Annotated in this window: 23 protein-coding genes and 1 pseudogene; 6 read left to right on the top strand and 18 right to left on the bottom strand. The window is 40.0% G+C overall.

Annotation, left to right across the window (positions count from 1 at the left end):
- Positions 1–98 precede the first annotated feature (98 nt).
- Positions 99–1,649 carry a glycine betaine uptake BCCT transporter gene (locus tag EIZ58_RS12735; protein WP_134701188.1) on the bottom strand — a complete coding sequence of 517 codons (1,551 nt, stop codon included), beginning with the start codon at positions 1,647–1,649 and terminating at the stop codon, positions 99–101.
- Positions 1,650–1,931: 282 nt separating this feature from the next.
- Here EIZ58_RS12735 and EIZ58_RS12730 point away from each other — a divergent pair, with 282 nt between their 5' ends.
- Complete coding sequence (locus EIZ58_RS12730; protein ID WP_134701187.1) at positions 1,932–2,291, top strand: hypothetical protein; 360 nt, start codon at positions 1,932–1,934, stop codon at positions 2,289–2,291.
- 42 nt (positions 2,292–2,333) lie between these two features.
- Complete coding sequence (locus EIZ58_RS12725; protein WP_134701186.1) at positions 2,334–3,497, top strand: sulfite reductase subunit alpha; 1,164 nt, start codon at positions 2,334–2,336, stop codon at positions 3,495–3,497.
- A 102-nt stretch (positions 3,498–3,599) separates the two neighbouring features.
- Here the strand turns inward: EIZ58_RS12725 and EIZ58_RS34400 are convergent, their stop codons facing one another.
- The 6 genes from EIZ58_RS34400 to EIZ58_RS12705 are packed head-to-tail and all read right to left on the bottom strand — an operon-like array spanning position 3,600 to position 6,136.
- Entirely contained in the window at positions 3,600–4,001 is a 402-nt protein-coding gene (locus EIZ58_RS34400; protein ID WP_240689065.1) for a uroporphyrinogen decarboxylase/cobalamine-independent methonine synthase family protein, read from the bottom strand.
- Positions 4,002–4,013: 12 nt separating this feature from the next.
- On the bottom strand, positions 4,014–4,373 hold the full coding sequence (locus EIZ58_RS34825; RefSeq protein WP_255438300.1) for a uroporphyrinogen decarboxylase/cobalamine-independent methonine synthase family protein: 360 nt from the start codon (positions 4,371–4,373) through the stop codon (positions 4,014–4,016).
- Between the two features lie 29 nt (positions 4,374–4,402).
- Positions 4,403–4,759 (bottom strand): uroporphyrinogen decarboxylase/cobalamine-independent methonine synthase family protein, encoded by a 357-nt coding sequence (locus EIZ58_RS34820; protein WP_255438261.1) that lies wholly within the window; start codon positions 4,757–4,759, stop codon positions 4,403–4,405.
- Positions 4,760–4,782: 23 nt separating this feature from the next.
- The gene (locus tag EIZ58_RS12715; RefSeq protein ID WP_134701185.1) at positions 4,783–5,502 is read right to left on the bottom strand and encodes a sulfurtransferase TusA family protein; all 720 of its coding nucleotides are present in this window, start codon (positions 5,500–5,502) and stop codon (positions 4,783–4,785) included.
- Positions 5,503–5,514: 12 nt separating this feature from the next.
- Entirely contained in the window at positions 5,515–5,874 is a 360-nt protein-coding gene (locus tag EIZ58_RS12710; RefSeq protein WP_134701184.1) for a DsrE family protein, read from the bottom strand.
- A 13-nt stretch (positions 5,875–5,887) separates the two neighbouring features.
- Positions 5,888–6,136, bottom strand: coding sequence for a sulfurtransferase TusA family protein (locus EIZ58_RS12705; protein WP_134701183.1), 249 nt, complete (start codon positions 6,134–6,136; stop codon positions 5,888–5,890).
- Between the two features lie 566 nt (positions 6,137–6,702).
- On the opposite strand from EIZ58_RS12705, the gene EIZ58_RS12700 reads away from it, so the two are divergent.
- Complete coding sequence (locus EIZ58_RS12700; RefSeq protein ID WP_134701182.1) at positions 6,703–7,029, top strand: hypothetical protein; 327 nt, start codon at positions 6,703–6,705, stop codon at positions 7,027–7,029.
- A 168-nt stretch (positions 7,030–7,197) separates the two neighbouring features.
- Here EIZ58_RS12700 and yhfH read toward each other — a convergent pair whose 3' ends face one another.
- From yhfH to sda, 4 genes are all read right to left on the bottom strand, one after another.
- Complete coding sequence (gene yhfH / locus EIZ58_RS12695) at positions 7,198–7,329, bottom strand: protein YhfH (protein WP_134701181.1); 132 nt, start codon at positions 7,327–7,329, stop codon at positions 7,198–7,200.
- A 72-nt stretch (positions 7,330–7,401) separates the two neighbouring features.
- Positions 7,402–8,682 (bottom strand): isocitrate lyase, encoded by a 1,281-nt coding sequence (gene aceA, locus EIZ58_RS12690; protein ID WP_205672187.1) that lies wholly within the window; start codon positions 8,680–8,682, stop codon positions 7,402–7,404.
- A gap of 148 nt (positions 8,683–8,830) precedes the next feature.
- Positions 8,831–9,895, bottom strand: coding sequence for an ACR3 family arsenite efflux transporter (gene arsB / locus EIZ58_RS12685; RefSeq protein ID WP_134701180.1), 1,065 nt, complete (start codon positions 9,893–9,895; stop codon positions 8,831–8,833).
- A 44-nt stretch (positions 9,896–9,939) separates the two neighbouring features.
- A complete protein-coding gene (gene sda, locus EIZ58_RS12680; protein WP_240689064.1) occupies positions 9,940–10,116 on the bottom strand; it encodes a sporulation histidine kinase inhibitor Sda in 177 nt (58 codons plus the stop codon).
- Positions 10,117–10,659: 543 nt separating this feature from the next.
- Here sda and EIZ58_RS12675 point away from each other — a divergent pair.
- Complete coding sequence (locus tag EIZ58_RS12675) at positions 10,660–10,854, top strand: transposase (RefSeq protein ID WP_134701179.1); 195 nt, start codon at positions 10,660–10,662, stop codon at positions 10,852–10,854.
- A 209-nt stretch (positions 10,855–11,063) separates the two neighbouring features.
- Positions 11,064–11,360: a hypothetical protein gene (locus tag EIZ58_RS33300; protein ID WP_167577660.1), complete on the top strand. Its 297-nt coding sequence runs from the start codon at positions 11,064–11,066 to the stop codon at positions 11,358–11,360.
- Positions 11,361–11,365: 5 nt separating this feature from the next.
- Here the strand turns inward: EIZ58_RS33300 and EIZ58_RS12670 are convergent, their stop codons facing one another.
- The 3 genes from EIZ58_RS12670 to EIZ58_RS12660 all read right to left on the bottom strand — a co-directional run bounded on the left by EIZ58_RS12670 (position 11,366) and on the right by EIZ58_RS12660 (position 13,543).
- Positions 11,366–11,929, bottom strand: coding sequence for a beta-class carbonic anhydrase (locus tag EIZ58_RS12670; RefSeq protein ID WP_134701178.1), 564 nt, complete (start codon positions 11,927–11,929; stop codon positions 11,366–11,368).
- 372 nt (positions 11,930–12,301) lie between these two features.
- A complete protein-coding gene (locus EIZ58_RS12665; RefSeq protein ID WP_134701177.1) occupies positions 12,302–12,544 on the bottom strand; it encodes a hypothetical protein in 243 nt (80 codons plus the stop codon).
- Between the two features lie 435 nt (positions 12,545–12,979).
- Positions 12,980–13,543: a hypothetical protein gene (locus EIZ58_RS12660; RefSeq protein WP_167577659.1), complete on the bottom strand. Its 564-nt coding sequence runs from the start codon at positions 13,541–13,543 to the stop codon at positions 12,980–12,982.
- 104 nt (positions 13,544–13,647) lie between these two features.
- On the opposite strand from EIZ58_RS12660, the pseudogene EIZ58_RS12655 reads away from it, so the two are divergent.
- Positions 13,648–14,267 (top strand): annotated as a pseudogene (locus EIZ58_RS12655) (NAD(P)-dependent oxidoreductase).
- Positions 14,268–14,425: 158 nt separating this feature from the next.
- On the opposite strand, the gene EIZ58_RS33295 reads toward EIZ58_RS12655, so the two are convergent.
- The 4 genes from EIZ58_RS33295 to EIZ58_RS12640 form a co-directional block, all read right to left on the bottom strand.
- Positions 14,426–14,668, bottom strand: a complete 243-nt coding sequence (locus tag EIZ58_RS33295) for a hypothetical protein (protein WP_167577658.1) — start codon at positions 14,666–14,668, stop codon at positions 14,426–14,428.
- Entirely contained in the window at positions 14,628–14,813 is a 186-nt protein-coding gene (locus tag EIZ58_RS12650; protein WP_134701175.1) for a hypothetical protein, read from the bottom strand. Before EIZ58_RS12650 ends, EIZ58_RS33295 begins: the two co-directional genes overlap by 41 nt.
- Positions 14,814–14,941: 128 nt before the next feature.
- On the bottom strand, positions 14,942–15,448 hold the full coding sequence (locus EIZ58_RS12645; protein ID WP_134701974.1) for a GNAT family N-acetyltransferase: 507 nt from the start codon (positions 15,446–15,448) through the stop codon (positions 14,942–14,944).
- Positions 15,449–15,647: 199 nt separating this feature from the next.
- Positions 15,648–16,271: a CBO0543 family protein gene (locus tag EIZ58_RS12640; protein ID WP_134701174.1), complete on the bottom strand. Its 624-nt coding sequence runs from the start codon at positions 16,269–16,271 to the stop codon at positions 15,648–15,650.
- Between the last annotated feature and the right edge of the window lie 65 nt (positions 16,272–16,336).

The following is a 16,336-nucleotide window of genomic DNA, read 5'->3' as shown; positions in this document are numbered from 1 at the left end:
AATATTCAAAATAGATTCCGTATACACGAAAAAGAAGAGCCCAACTCCATGTCGGCCTCTTCTTCTTTGAAATCTTAAAACTATTTATCATGGACCTATCATCCCTCATGGTCCTTTGGCTGAGCAGTCACTGCCGCTTCCATATAAGCCAAGGACTCCCTTCGAACGAACTCTTCTTGGAGATTTTTAAGGAGACAATAGCACATCAACACCATGATGATGGCAAAAGGAAATGCCGTAGCAATGGAAACCGTTTGAAGCGTTGACAGCCCTCCGCTAATCAGCAAGACGATAGCGATCGAAGACTGAATTAATCCCCACGTTAATTTGGTCCCATTCGACGGATTCATGTTTCCTCCTGAGCTAAGCATACCAAGAACATAGGTAGCTGAATTGGCAGATGTAGCAAAGAAGGTAATGACCAGGATAACCGCTATGCCGCTTAACAGCGTGCTAAGCGGAAAGTATTGGAAGAACTCAAAGAGTGCCGTCGAGACATCGGATGTCATCTTTTCGCTCAGTTCCGTTTTTCCTTGGTCCCGAATGATGTTTAAGGCCGAACCTCCGAAAGTGGAAAACCACACAAACGTCCCAAGAGTAGGTGTTATCAGTACACCTAGTATAAATTCACGGATGGTGCGGCCCCGGGAAACGCGGGCGATAAAGGTGCCCACAAATGGTGCCCAGGCAATCCACCACGCCCAATAAAATAAAGTCCATCCTGCTATCCAGGTATCATCGCGAAACGGTTCTAAGCGAAGGCTCATGGAGATAATGTTGTTGATATAACTTCCCGTTGTGTTCACTAAGATCTTGAATATTTGTGCCGTAGGACCAACAAATAGCAAGAGTAGCATGAGGGCGAGCGCAAGAATCATGTTTAGGTTAGAGAGAGTTTTTATTCCCCGGTCCACACCGCTCCAGGCCGTATAGATATACAAAACGGTGACCGCAACAATAATTCCGATTTGCAAAGAGATGCTATTATCTAAGCCAAAGAGGAAACTCATCCCTCCCGAGATTTGCATCGTACCCAGTCCTAATGATGTGGCTACACCGAAAACCGTTGCAAATACCGCCAGAATATCGATAGTCTTTCCTATCGGCCCATGGACCCTTTCCCCCAATAGGGGATAGAAGGCAGAACTAATCAGCGCAGGTAGTTTCTTCCTGAACTGAGCGTAGGCGAGACTGAGAGCGATTACAGTATAAATCGCCCAAGGGTGCAATCCCCAATGCAAAAACGTATATCGCATGGCAACCGCCGCTGATTCGGCCGTCGAGCCCTCTCCTATGGGAGGTGTTGTATAATGAAAGACCGGCTCAGCCGCTCCCCAAAAAACTAATCCAATTCCCATACCTGCGCTAAAAAGCATAGCTAACCACGAAGCTGTACTGTATTCCGGCCGATCGGCATCATCGCCCAATCGAATGGTCCCATACCTGGACAGCATGAGAAAAACCGAAAAAAGAAGAAAAAGCATGACAGCGGTTAGATAAAACCAGCCAAAATAATCTATAGTCGTACTTAGGAATGCGGATGCTGCATCTGCTAGCTTTGTATTAAAGAAAATACCCAACAAGATAAATAGACTCGTAAACAGCAAAGACACTACTAAAACCGTTTTTTCCCGAAAGACTTTGGCCATCGTCCCTTTTCCCCCTTTAATCATTCAGATCAATCATCCCATACAAGGATGGAAGGAGAAGGTCATCTACAGTTTCCTCGAATCCCTTTATATCCGATTCTCTTCACCCCTTTCAGATATAAAAATAGTTTAGCTAGTATTTTCACTCATGATTGTAACATAATCATGATTATATAACAATCCAGATAATTTAATTGTTTAGAAAATTTTAAAAAGTATTTGACGCCAATTGCGGTTTTGATTAATATGTAATCATGATTATACAAATGGTGGTGGAGGTTTATGAATAAAGGGATGCAATCACATCATCACGGGATCAACACGATGTCTTTACTCTATGATTATCATTGGTCTATGGAATTGCTGGTCAAAGTGAAGAACCAACTAGAGCTCTCGGTTCATTATCTACGAGATCATCTGAAGGAAGAAAAATGCGCTTGCGGGGATATTGAGGAAGATGTTGAATTTTACACCCTCCTTCTTGAGGAGATAAACAAGGCCATTGAATCTAAGGATTACTCAGCCGTGCCTTGGATACAAGAACAGCTTCATTCCTATGTTTCTGAGCGCTATAGTGTTCATCCATGCATCTCATGGCTGCTTAATGTTCACCACCTATGGGTTTTTGACGCTAAGCTATAGAGAAGTTATCCTAAAATCGAAATCAATTTGATGGGGTGAAAAATGATGCAACATACTGCAGTTAAAACGGTGCCAACAACCTATTCAAGGCAAAATCCATTTCAGGCGATCGTTCTTAAAAATGTAAATTTAAATGGAGCTAGTTCTAGTAAAGAAACGAGGCACATCGAACTTTCACTAAAGGGGTCCGGTCTTTCCTATATCCCAGGCGATGCCCTTGGTATTATCCCTTCAAATGATCCGGAATTAGTGGATTCTCTACTTAAGGAAATGAAGTGGGATGAAGAAACGTTAGTAGAAATTAATAAGCAAGGTGAAACGCTCCCGTTAAAGGAAGCGCTAACAACGCACTTTGAAATTACGTTATTGTCGAAAAAAATTTTACAGCAGGCTGTCGAATTAACAGAAAACGATGAGCTGCGAAATCTAGTGTCCGTTGAAAATGTAAATCAGTTGAAAGAATATACTAACGGACGTGATTTGCTTGATATGTTACGTGATTTCGGCCCATGGAATGCTTCTGCCCAAGACATCGTGTCTCTATTAAGAAAAATGACACCACGTCTCTACTCCATCGCAAGCAGCATAGCCGCGAGTCCTGAGGAAGTGCATCTCACCATCGGTGCTGTGCGTTATACCGCTCACGGACGCTTAAGAAGAGGAGTTTGTTCGGTTTTATGTGCTGAACGTGTTCAAGAAGGAGATACGCTTCCCGTGTTTATTCAAGAAAATAAACACTTTCATCTCCCGGACTCGGGGGAAAAAGATATCATTATGGTTGGGCCAGGAACAGGCATTGCACCGTTCCGTTCCTTTATCCAGCAACGTGCGGTGGATAAGGCAACAGGCAGATCATGGTTATTTTTTGGAGACCAGTATTCGGCATCTGATTTCCTTTATCAAGACGAGTTAGAGAAGGTTCAACAAGATGGAGTTCTGACAAGATTAGAGACGGCTTTCTCTCGGGATACAGTCCAGAAAGTATACGTACAGCATAAAATGCTTGAAAACAGTAAAGAATTGTTCGAATGGCTAGAAAATGGAGCCTACTTCTACGTTTGCGGAGATAAGCAATATATGGCGAAAGACGTCCACAACACGCTTATTGACGTGATTGAAAAAGAAGGTGACACCACCCGCGAAGCAGCCGAAGCCTATCTAGAGGATATGAAGGAGCAAGGGCGTTACCAACGTGATGTGTATTAAACGAAAGAAGTATAACACCAATAAGCCCAGTTCCCTTTAAGTGGACTGGGCTTGAAACGTTAGAGTAGAGTATCGACTGATAGAGTCTCTTCCTCCGCCCTCCTACTGTTGTCTTAAGATCTGAGCCGCTTGAACCAGTGTTCTTAATTTTTCCATTGCCCTCTCTGGCGTGTTCATCGGCCTCTGGGCAAAAGTACCAAAACCGCAATCAGGATTTAGAAAGATTTTTTCCGGCGATAAAAGGCGGGCAGCTTCCTTTCCTTTTTCCACGACTTGCTCCACCGTTTCGATATCTTCTGTCCGCGGATTGACTGCCCCCAATCCTAACTCCTTCCCTTCTAAACTGGTTACAGCATCCAATTCCCCAGCTCTTGGCGTAGCAAATTCCAATATGAGCTGGTCCACATCCATTTGGGACAAATAAGGCATCAACGGAGTATAGGGGCCGCTAAGAAGCACATTTTCCTGTGTACTCCAGTTTCCTCGACAAATATGAACCCCCATGCGAGTGCCTCTTTACCTCATACCTTCCATCACTTGGTTAACTAGCCCAGTTGCAAATTTCAGTTCTTCTTCAGCATCTGCTTTGGCTGTCAACGCTCCGCACATGAAAGTTCGGTTCGCATTTTTTTGGGTAAATACGAGCTCCGTCAGGACGGGTTCATCGAATTGGATAAAGGAGACTCCTGCCTTGATTAAATCTTCCAACTCTTCTCTTAAGACTCGAACTACGTCTTCAGCTAGCGACTCTTTAGTGGGGTAAGCCAATCCTGATAAACCTTCTACCCACATCGACCGGGTAAGCAAATAAGGACCGGGAAGGGCCACTTTTATCGCTTTGTCCGTATGTTGGCGAAGGAATTGGTATTCATCCAGTGCAATAGATTTACGCCTCTCGATTTTTCCTACCGCGGCTGGATTAGACAGAGAATAGGCTGGAACGTTAGTGTCCCCAGTATTTCTTCGAAGCTTGCTTTATCCTCGACATAGTCTAGCAATTCTGCAACGGTTAACATCCTGACGTTTTCCAACTTTTCAGACACGAAGGAAATAAAGTTGTCCCGGCGTTGCTCTCCGTCGGAGACAATGTCAATGCCCGCCTCTTCTTGTGCCCTCAAACATTTCAGAACCGCTTGGTCTGCAATCGCTTGAAAATCAGAGTCGCACATTCTCCCAGCCCTTTTATCCCGTAATCCAGCAAGGATTTCCCGGGTTCTTGGCCAGCTCCCTACTACAGTCGTTGGAAACAATGGGTATTTCATTAATACAACTCCTCTCGGCAAATCTATAGAATGATCTCAAATCTGAAATCCATCTTCACTTGACCTGCCAGGGTCTGATAGATGGGCGATCTTTCTAGTGTCAACTGCCAAATTTTCTGCAAACTCTCCTCTTCCTCCGGTGAGCTAACATATAGCGTTCCGTTAATTTCGGAAAACTTCGCACTTCCTTCATCCTCAAGCTGCAAATGGTAAAGGACGTTACCTAGTTTTCCTTTTACACTTAGTTCTAAAGCATCGATGACCATTCCTTTACGGGAAGCATGTTGGCTAAATCCAACCGTCAAACAGCCACCCAGCGCTCCCAGCAAGTAATCCACAGAACTCGGCGCCTCCACTTGGGAACCAAAATCGGCCGGCTGACCGATCATAAACGTATGATTGCGGCTATGTACCTTAGCGGAATCCTTGTTTGCCCTTATGCGGACACTCCATTGATACCCTCTTGCAGCTTCTAAGTCTTGCTTCAGATGATTCTCCGAACCGCCTTTTCGGATAAAATAGCTGGTATCCAGAGAGTTGGGACGGGATCCGATAAACTCATGCTTAACCCTCCGGCACCAAGCAGGCAAATCTCCCGCTACAGATCCTTCCCGGCTTCGGACCTCCAATACTTCGCCAGGCTGCAGGGGATCCATGCTTTTTTTGATAATAAGAAGGAGTCCTGAACCGCAGTCCAGGTCCCCTCCATCACAAGTCGCTTGAGGGTGAGGAAATTCCTCCATCTTTCCGGCCTCCTAGTAAGTGATACAAGCGGCACCCTGTGAAAGGAACTCTACCAATTTAGCTCCTCCTACAATAGTCGCCCCATTAATTAATTGATTCTCTTCCAGCCCGCGCTTTTTATAGCATGGGCTGCATACCCAAATCGTACCGCCCGCTTCGATGAATTGGCTGATCAATTGCTGTAGGGGAGCAAATCCCTCTTCATGTATATCGTTGGCATACCCTTCAGATGCTAAATAAGCTCCTTCTACATTTAAAAAAATTACCGTCTCCTGGCCGGATGCCACTGCTGCATTGGCGACCACAAATCCTACCGTTGCTTTATCCGTATTATTTTTTCCACTTGTAATGCTAACCGCTAATTTTGCCATCTTATTTCCTCCATTAACTCTTATTTTTTTGAATATAATAATGATTGATATTCCCTCGATCGATGCGCACGAGCAAAGTTTGTCCCTGCAGGCGGCACCAGGCAGGAATATCCTCCCTGGCTCCAGGATCGTAAGAAACTACTTCAATAATCTGCTGTGGAGACATCTTCTTCATGGTCAGAAATAAATTCATGATTAACTCGCCGCAGCCTGTAGGACCAGCGTCATAAACGATGTCCACATGATAGGGTGATTCTTCCATACTTTCCCCCTTCATTTGCTTAGGAGTTTAAACAAATTATAAACGTGATATGATTTTCTTATAAAAAGGACAAAAAACATCTCCATGGTAACTGGGCTATTCTATCCCTAAAAAGTTTTTTACTAGTTTTCCGCCTTTCCATGTGGCTAAGCCTTGCAACCAACTCAACTTGCCGGTGATCATCAAGACTGCCACCCCGATGATCAGGGCTCCCCCTGCTTGCTCAATACGCTCACTCCACTCTCAAAATTGGTAATTTATAAATTATAAACCTAATAATATATAATTATTAGGTTTATAAGAATATTTTATATTTATTTGCAGGAAAAGTAAAACGGATTTATTCAGAATAATTGTATAAATTTCACGCAAATCAATTGTAGAAAAATTTAACACTGTAAAAAATATCTACAATAGTCTAGTGATGTAACGAAATTTTCCATAAATAATAAATAGTTATAATATTTATAATAATATATTATAATGGAATCATCCAATTTACGGTAACCAATTGTTAATTCATCTAGTACATAACGGATAAAAGAAAGTGAAGGAAGGTTGGGGTTATGAAGAGTAAAATTCATCGATGTAATTGTAGTAATACTTGGACTGTACAAAGCAGAAAGCGTAGTTTAACAGCACATACAATACTTCTTAATGGAAAATGGTATGTAGAATTGAAACCGGAAAGGAAATGCAATCCGAAAGGATTTGTTGCAACAGATAGAAGTGAAGATATCCTTATAAATCCAGCAGTTGAATTAATAGAAAATTTTGATATATTAAATAAGTTAGTATATGACAAAGAAAACGTATTTTTTAATGTGTACCACGGGGAATATCTATATTTTGCAGATGATGGCGCCTGTTACATTCTTCAAGTCAAAGAGTAGGATATGTATTCATTCCACTGCCTTCGTATTCGTCCTCGGAGAGAGCTCCACCATCATAATACTAAAAGCTGTTATCTTTTAATTGATAACAGCTTTTTTTGTGTTCTTATTTATATTGATCCCCGTTGGGGAGTTACCCTCGCCTACTCAATCCAATCATGCAACTCTTTACTCTTCCTTCAGTCCGAAGCAACGCTCACACTCATAGATATAAGATTCTGCTTGCTCTTCAAAATGCTCACCGCATTCTCTACACTCTTTTTGCGGTATCCTCTTATAGAAATCTAGGTTCATTATCATTATGATTCCCTCCTTTTATTAGGAGAGTAGAGAACCGTTCCCTACTCTCTAGTCTCATAATCTATAATTTATTTAGTTATGTTGGAATTGCTCTTCTTCCGTAGATCCAGCTAATGCCGTTGTAGAAGACTTTCCACCTGTAATCGCAAGAGATACTTCGTCGAAATAGCCGGTACCTACTTCGCGCTGATGACGAGTTGCCGTATAGCCATTTACTTCTGCCGCAAATTCAGCTTGTTGGAGTTCAGAGTAAGCCGCCATGCCACGATCTTTGTATCCACGCGCTAATTCAAACATGCTGTAATTCAAGGAATGGAAACCGGCCAAGGTAACGAATTGGAACTTGTATCCCATTTTCCCTAATTCCTTTTGGAAGTTAGCAATGGATTCATCATCCAACTTCTTCTTCCAGTTGAAGGATGGTGAGCAGTTGTAAGCTAAAAGTTTACCCGGAAACTTGGCATGGATCGCATCTGCAAAACGGCGAGCTTCATCAATATTAGGTTCTGATGTTTCACACCAGATCATATCACAGTAAGGAGCATACGCTAATCCACGTGAAATCGCTTGATCTAATCCTGGCTTCGTGTAATAGAATCCTTCCGATGTTCTTTCACTTGTTAAAAATGGAAGATCATACGGATCCGCATCACTAGTAATAAGGTTAGCCGCATTCGCATCAGTACGGGCGATAATGACAGTAGGTACCCCCATGACATCAGCAGCCAATCGAGCGGCAATTAAATTGCGAACTGCTGTTTGAGTTGGAAGTAATACTTTCCCTCCTAAATGCCCACACTTCTTTTCTGACGACAATTGATCTTCAAGGTGAACCCCACCTGCTCCCGCTTCAATCATCGCTTTGGTTAATTCAAATACGTTCAAAGGTCCACCGAAACCGGCTTCCATATCCGCCACAATCGGAGCAAACCAGTACGTATCTCCCTTCCCTTCGGCTTGTTGGATCTGGTCAGCACGTTGAAGCGTTTGGTTAATCCGCTTCACCACTTGTGGTACGCTATTAGCCGGATACAAACTTTGGTCAGGGTACATGTGACCAGAAAGGTTAGCATCGGCTGCTACTTGCCAACCACTCAAGTAGATGGCTTTCAATCCTGCTTTGACCTGTTGCATGGCCTGATTCCCTGTAAGAGCCCCTAAAGCGTTGATGTAATCTTCGGTGTTTACGAGATTCCAAAGACGTTCTGCACCCATGCGGGCTAAGGTTTGTTCTACAACCACAGAGCCACGGAGCTTTACTACATCGGTACCCGTATAGCTTCTTTTCACTCCCTGCCAACGATCCGACTTCCAGCTTTCTTCGATTTCGCGAATTTGTTGTTCTCTCATCATTACTCATCTCTCCCTATCCATTAAGTGGTTTATGTTAATTTGTTAACACCAGAATTATGAAACCAAAAACCAGTATAATGTTTTACAGCCAACTGTGTAATACGATAACTGTTATTGATATATAACACATTTGGCAAAAAAATTTGCATTAAGATTCTGCTAGTAATGGTTTAGTGAAAAAGCGTTTCTGGAACCAAAAGGCTACTCTTACAAGAACGATCATGATGGGTACTTCTACCAACGGCCCGATTACAGCCGCAAAGGCAACACCGGAATGAATGCCAAAAACTCCAATGGCTACGGCAATCGCCAACTCAAAGTTGTTGCCGGAAGCAGTAAAGGCCAATGTTGTCGAAACAGGGTAGTTTGCTCCTGCCTTTCTGCCGATCCAAAAAGAAACGATAAACATAACAACAAAGTAGATGATTAACGGAAACGCGATACGAACGGCATCAAGCGGAAGAGTGACGATCATATCTCCTTTTAAAGAGAACATGACAATAATTGTAAATAATAATGAAATTAAGGTTAGTGGACTAATTCTAGGTATAAAAACTTCTTCATACCAATCACTTCCTTTGGATTTGACCAGAACATACCGCGTAAACATTCCCGCAATAAACGGAATTCCTAAGTATACCAATACACTCTTAGCTACCTCAGTCATGGTAATGTCGATGACCATACCTTCCAAGCCAAACCATATTGGCAATAGGGTGACGAAAAAGTAGGCATAAACAGAATAGAAAAGTACTTGAAAAATGGAGTTAAAAGCCACAAGACCTGCTGCATATTCCGAACTACCTTTAGATAAATCATTCCATACAATCACCATGGCAATACAGCGAGCTAAACCAATCATAATAAGACCAACCATGTATTCTGGATAACCACTTAGAAAAACGATGGCGAGAGTAAACATGAGAGCAGGTCCGATAATCCAGTTCTGAAAAAGCGAAATCGCCAAAATCTTTCCGTCCTTAAATACTTTACCAAGTTCTTCGTATCTTACTTTTGCTAATGGTGGAAACATCATGAGAATAAGTCCTATGGCAATAGGGATGGATGTGGATCCCACTTGAAAATCGTTCAACCCAGCAATGAGTTCAGGAAATAAATAACCCAAACCAACCCCAAGAGCCATGGCACTAAAAATCCAAAGTGTTAGATAGCGGTCAAGAATCGCCATTCTTTTACCCACACTATCACTCATTTTCTCACTCCCTTTCTAGTACTGACCAAAACGATTTAATTCCTCTACGCAGTCTCTTCGATGATTGTGATATTTCGGTGTTTCAGTTCTTGAAGAAGAAGTTCAATAAACACAAAATCCAATTTTTTCCTTATTGCATCCTTATAAATTTCTATCAATTGAACATCTGTTAATACCATTCTCCAATAAAACATCGATTCATCACCTCCTCTAATCGTCACGAGTTCTTCGCCCTTCCAAATGATGAAAGCCCTCCCCATTTACTTTTTTAATCAATCATTCATGTTAATAAATATTGCAAGAGTTGTGCCAAAACAAAAGCCTTCATATATAAAGCAAACGCCACCGAATTGTAGAAATTTTCTATAACTTGTTGTAGCACTTTTCTACATATTGAAAATATTTTCAACACTTAAAGTAAAAAGCGCTACATCTAATACAAGTAGGTGATGAGCCACATCCGTTAAAGACAAAAAAAGATTAGCAGTTAAAATCACAAAAGAAGGACTTCTCTCAACTGTTATGTTGGAGGAAGTCCTTCTTTAAATTTGTATACGTTATTGAACTATCGAATCCCTGAAGCAATTACGGAATATAATCTGGCTACAACACAACTTAAGGCCATTGAACAAGAAGCCATTAAAGTCTTTTAAACGATTTCCTTCGCTAAAAAGATCCTAGCCATTAAAAGAATCAGTGCCATTACCCTAGCTGGGATTCTTGGAAAAGCGGAGGATCTGAGTTGACTCGCTTACAGAAATGCGTTGTTGCGCCATGCAGAACTCCATCTTACTGAGGCCAGTTCAGGGAAGTGGAAAGGACAAATTGTACTATCTAAACGTGGACGGTCACGACTTCGACGCTTCCTATTTATGGCGACTATGAACCTAGTCATCTATAATCCGGAGTTCAAAGCCACCATCCACTCCAACAATGTTAAGGGTAAAAAACTTGGGTGAAACGGAGGAATGATGGTAGAAAACTTTCAGAACATGAACCTTATCCCCCAGAAATATTAAAGACATATCCTCAACACCTATTAATAAGGGCGAAACCCTGCGAATAAGGGAGTATTGGAGAGAAAATTAAATCGTACTGAGGGAGTGGAATAAAAAAATAGAATGCCCAGAGAGTATCCCTTTATCACGCTAACGAATCTGGTTAGGTAATGCAATACTACTTATCTTTACTTAGGTCGGACAATTTACTTGATATTTCTCTTAATAAATGTATTTCTTCTTCCTGCTTTGATATTATTTTATTTGCGTTCTTTTCTATTGCCATCGCCAACAAAACCACGACACCCAAAATTATCAGTAAAGAGCCAAAACCCATTAAATCACCTCTACCAAATTGTACCACAACCAAAATAAGGGGTATACCACATGCCTATCAGACTAAAACACATCAATACCCCAAAAAGAAAAAAGCAAAGCCTTTACAATTGAATAAGGTTTTGCTTTAGACCAATTAGGACTGATATCCGTCTACTACTACATCTAATTTTCCTGTTTCTGCACAGATAACAAGTCCATGAACATGAATGTTCTTTGGGAACATGGGATGGTTTTTGACCATCTTAACGCTTTGTTCGACGCTTTCTTCAACCGATTGAAATCCTGTTAACCAACTTTTGATATCAATACCTGCGTTGGTTAAGGTCTTTATGATTTCTTCATCTAATCCAGCTTGTCCACATTTTTCTAAGAAAGAATCAGCTTCTAACCCTTTCATCCCACAACCGTGATGTCCGACGATAGAGACTTCCTTTGCTCCAAGTTCATAAATTGCAACTAAGATACTCCGCATCACACTTCCAAACGGGTGTGAAACGATCGCTCCTGCATTTTTGATCAGCTTTACATCACCATTTTTAACGTTCATCGCTTGCGGCAATAATTCAACAAGTCGAGTATCCATACATGTAAGAATGACCATCTTTTTATCAGGGAATTTAGTCGTTTGGTATTTTTCATATTCCTTATTTTCAACGTATTGCTTATTGTATTTAAGAATCTCTGAAAGTAACGTCATTTAAACCTCTCCCAGACCTTAAGAATTACTATAGATTTGTCGTAATATCCCGAAATTCTTTCGATGTTAAAAATACCACTAATCCAATCCCGAAAACGCCAAAAAATAAACCCTTTGTGATTGAAACAATTGCGTTCTTCATATTAACAACAACCTTTCGAATTGGATTTAACGGAATATTTTGAGATGCACAATTAAAGTAACCCACCTTGGACAGCACGTGCCCGACACTCGGTTTTGTATATTGTAAAGCTTTAATTTTGCTACTCCGGTAATATGTAGGTTATCAAAGCAGCTCAAGGTCCCGCCTGGCAGCTTTGATTTTTATCTATATAATGAGGATCTCTCCATCTCCGGTCACTTCAAGGAATTCTAATTGGCCATCAAGATCTGACTGGCATAATTCTGCTTCTCGATATCAAACCATTTTTTTATCCGCAGCATATCTTCAGAAGTATAATAACAACTCATGAAGTCCATGTTTTCATCTGCTCGTGGATTTTCTGCCCGATAAAGTTCCATGAAGGCCTTTGCTTCTTCTTGCGATTCGCACAGGTTAATGCCTTTGGTCAAAAAATCCTTGATCGTTACAAGTTTTTCACCTTTCCAAATCATTATATAGCCCCCCAATAGCAATGGTTTAATTGCAGAATCTCTTTTCTTGTTTTCCATTGAAAGCACTTACACATATTTAAATATGCAAAATTTATGCCAACAGATTATTCTTAATATTGCTAATGATCCCTACAAACTCGGTCGATAATTGTAGAAGAATTCCACTGTTCGGTGTGAAATTCTTCTACACTGTTGAAATATTACTCTCCTCCCAACAACAAGTTGGATTCTTGCAAGAATTTCCTTCTGGCCTGCGGGAGACACCTGGTGTGATGGGAATAACTTTCAATCTTCATTCAGCTCCAGAAGTTCATAATAGTTTCTCCCATTCTACCATCCCTTTTTAAACTGCCCTTTGTTGAACAAGAAAAAGATGCCGATGACATCCGGCATCCTTATATCTGTTATCGGTCCCCGTCGGAACAAAAATTCTTTCTAGGCATTAAAATGACTTAGTATATCGAACCCAACATAGTCCTCTTTTTTAGGGTATCGACGGCGGTAATAACAGTCCCAATAACTTATTACACGGCTTTCGATAGTTTGATAAAACTTTGGGTTCTCGGAGAGAAAAACCTTTATTTTTTCAATATCAATCAAATGAAGATTTTCCTTAATGGCTTGTAATATTTCGATTACATATTCACCGACTAATTTTATTAAATAAGGTATTATCCAAATGTCATCATTCGCTGAACGAATAATCTCCTTCACCTTCTCTTCCCTTACAAAACCATTATGATGTCTTGTAAACAAAGTATCTAAAACTTTCTGCTGATCAAATGAGAGTAGATCTATTTGCTTAGAAGAAGGCACATCATAATAAATTCGTTCAGGGATATATAGTGTTTCATCACATGAAATCACTTCGAAAAAGTGTGGTGTGTAAGTTAAACCGGTTGTTTGTGGAAATAGGTTTAAGACGGATCTAACATCGTTATGTAAACATGATGGAAATGCAAAAATCAATTCACTCTTATCTTCTTTCATTGCTTTCACCTCAACCGCATGCCGATCCCTTCCCCGCTATTGAATCCCTTCGTTGAAACAATAAAAAACTTTTATAGTATAATATTAGTATTTGCAAAAGGAGGCTCGTTCTTATGAATATTTTCCTTTTAGGTGCAACTGGACGAGTTGGAAGTCAAATCGTTACTTATGCCCTGCATGACAGACATCATGTTACTGTATTAGTTCGCACTCCAGAGAAGATTCAAATCAATAATGAAAATTTAACCATTATTCAAGGGAATGTTTTAAATATAGATGATATCATACGTGCAATGCATGGGATTGATGTAGTTATTAGTGCACTAAATACTGATGGCACAACCACGCTATCAGAAAGTATGCCACTTATTATCGAAGCAATGGAAAACGAAGGTATAAAACGAATAATAACTATAGGATCTGCAGGTATCCTGCAAAGTAGAACCACCCCAGATTCTCTGCGTTATCAGTCAAGGAATCAAAGCGTAAATCAACCCGTGCAGCGAAAGAACATCATAAAGTTTACTATCTGCTCAAACAATCAACCCTCGAATGGACGATTGTCTGTCCTACGTACTTGCCGGATGGAGAAAGGGTAGGCAAATATCGAATAGACCGAGATTTTTTGCCGGAGGGTGGAGTTGAAATATCCGTACCGGATACAGCAGAATTTACATTTAGACAGATAAAAACAAGCGATTATGTAAAATCACGTGTAGGTATCGCCTACTAATTATATTCTTATACGACTTTCAAAGTGGTTTAACTCGTTTGTTGAAAAAGAAAATGAGATAAACTGCCCAATAACAAGAGGCTGCCATCAAACGTGGCAGCTATTAATAATTAATGGTTCTTAGCTATAGATCCCCTTTAGTTGAAGAAATCTCCGCTTTAATGCATTCCATTCTTCTGTTTTATACTTAATTCCTTTTTTAAAAACGAAGTCGCTTCGCTTTCATTATCTGTTTGAAACACAATATCTTTTGTATCGAAAAAGATAAAATAAGGAGCTTTTTCAATATCTAAAGTGGCATATCTTTTTTGTGCATTCTCTAAAAACATACTGACTCCTTCCGTTAACACATTCTCTAACTTATCTAATTCGGTGGGTAAAAAGAGGACTAACCATACCATTACCTTCGGGATGAACAGATAGATAGCTGTATTTTCCTTTTTGATCTGATAAAAGCTCTTTTGGGATTACTGTTGTATCCTCTTTTATTGAACAAGCCACTGACATAAAGGTAAAAGTAAGCATCAATCCTAAAATACGTTTCAAAAAAACCCCTCCTCTCTCCTATTTTACCAATAGAAAGTGCCTTGTCTAAACATTACATGCATAAAGCGTAACGAATAAAAAAAGACTGCAAAAAGCAGTCAGTATTCCGCAATCGAATCCCGTCTTAATTAGCTTATAGTAAACACCATTAAGTCTTCATCATAATATTGCCCATCGAATTTTAATGCTTTTCGCTCAGTTCCATATACCTCAAAACCGACAAATTCATATAGCTTCTTTGCAGATTGATTATTCGATACTACTGTTAGATTTATGTGTTCCAACCCCTCACAATTTCTTGCTTGCTTTATTAGTTCAAGAATAAGTGATTTTCCTATACCTTTCCCTCGAACCTCTGGAGCTACATACATACCATAAACATTTGCTTTATGAGTAGTTTTAATATTATTCTCACGAATAAAAATAACAGTTCCAACTAATGAACCCATTTTATCAAAAGAACCTAAAACAAATTTGTCCTTAGAAGGTTTTATTCGCTCTTCAACTGTTTCCATTGAAAAGTGGACTTCTTTATCATATGTTGAACCAAATGCTTCTGGATTGGTCTTTAATGCACTCAATCGTAATTCCTGATAAACATGAGCATCAGACTCATTTAAAACACGAATATTCATCATTCATTCCTCATTCCAACTTTTTAACTTCAATTATACAGTTATTTGAACAATCCTGCCCAATACTTCAACAATAAAAAGGAACAGCGATGGCACACTGTTCCTCAATAATCGAATCCCGATAACTACTCGAATTTCATGTGAAAAACCCTTCTGGTTACTTTCCAAAGGGCTTAAGTCATTTAAACAAACTTCTCTTTTATCGTATTTTTTCCTTTCTTCGCAAGACGTTGAAGTCCAATTTACGATTGGACTTTTTGGGATCATTTAATTCAATTCTTTCAAAGTTATTCATTCGACTGAACCAATGTGCAACCAAGTAAATACCCATCAATATAAAGAATGAGTAGGTGTATGCCCAATTTTTTGGATTATAAAAATTATACATTGCTAATAATGGCAATCCAATATATGCACCCAGCCCCGCAAAAACAATCGCTTTTAAGAAAGGGTTTAGATTCGGCTTGATTTGCAGAAAAAACATGGCAGAAACAGGAATTACCGTAAATTGATAAGGAAGAAAAATGGCGGTAGTAGGAAGTATTTTCATTGGATACGTCCATCTTCCAGAGGAAGTACCTAAAAGATCCATTACAGAAGCTAAGAGCATAACTAAAAATCCTGCATAAAGTAAGCGATCTGAACTTTCTTTTTTTCTAAAGAAAAACCAAAGCATCCAAGGAATAACGGCTAAACTAACCCCAGCCCACCATTGCCATGTAAATAAAAAACCGTTCATCACTGCGTCTGTCATTAAACGACTTGCTTGAACCATTAAGCCATATGCTTCGTCTGTTTTTTTGATTGCTTCTTCTAATGTCACGACTTTATTTCTCCTTTACTACTCTTATTGCTGTTGATGTACTTAACGTTAACGTTGATATTATT

Source organism: Ammoniphilus sp. YIM 78166 (assembly GCF_004522215.1).
Classification (GTDB): Bacteria; Bacillota; Bacilli; order Aneurinibacillales; family RAOX-1; genus YIM-78166.
This window is presented reverse-complemented; position numbering and strand designations above follow the sequence as displayed.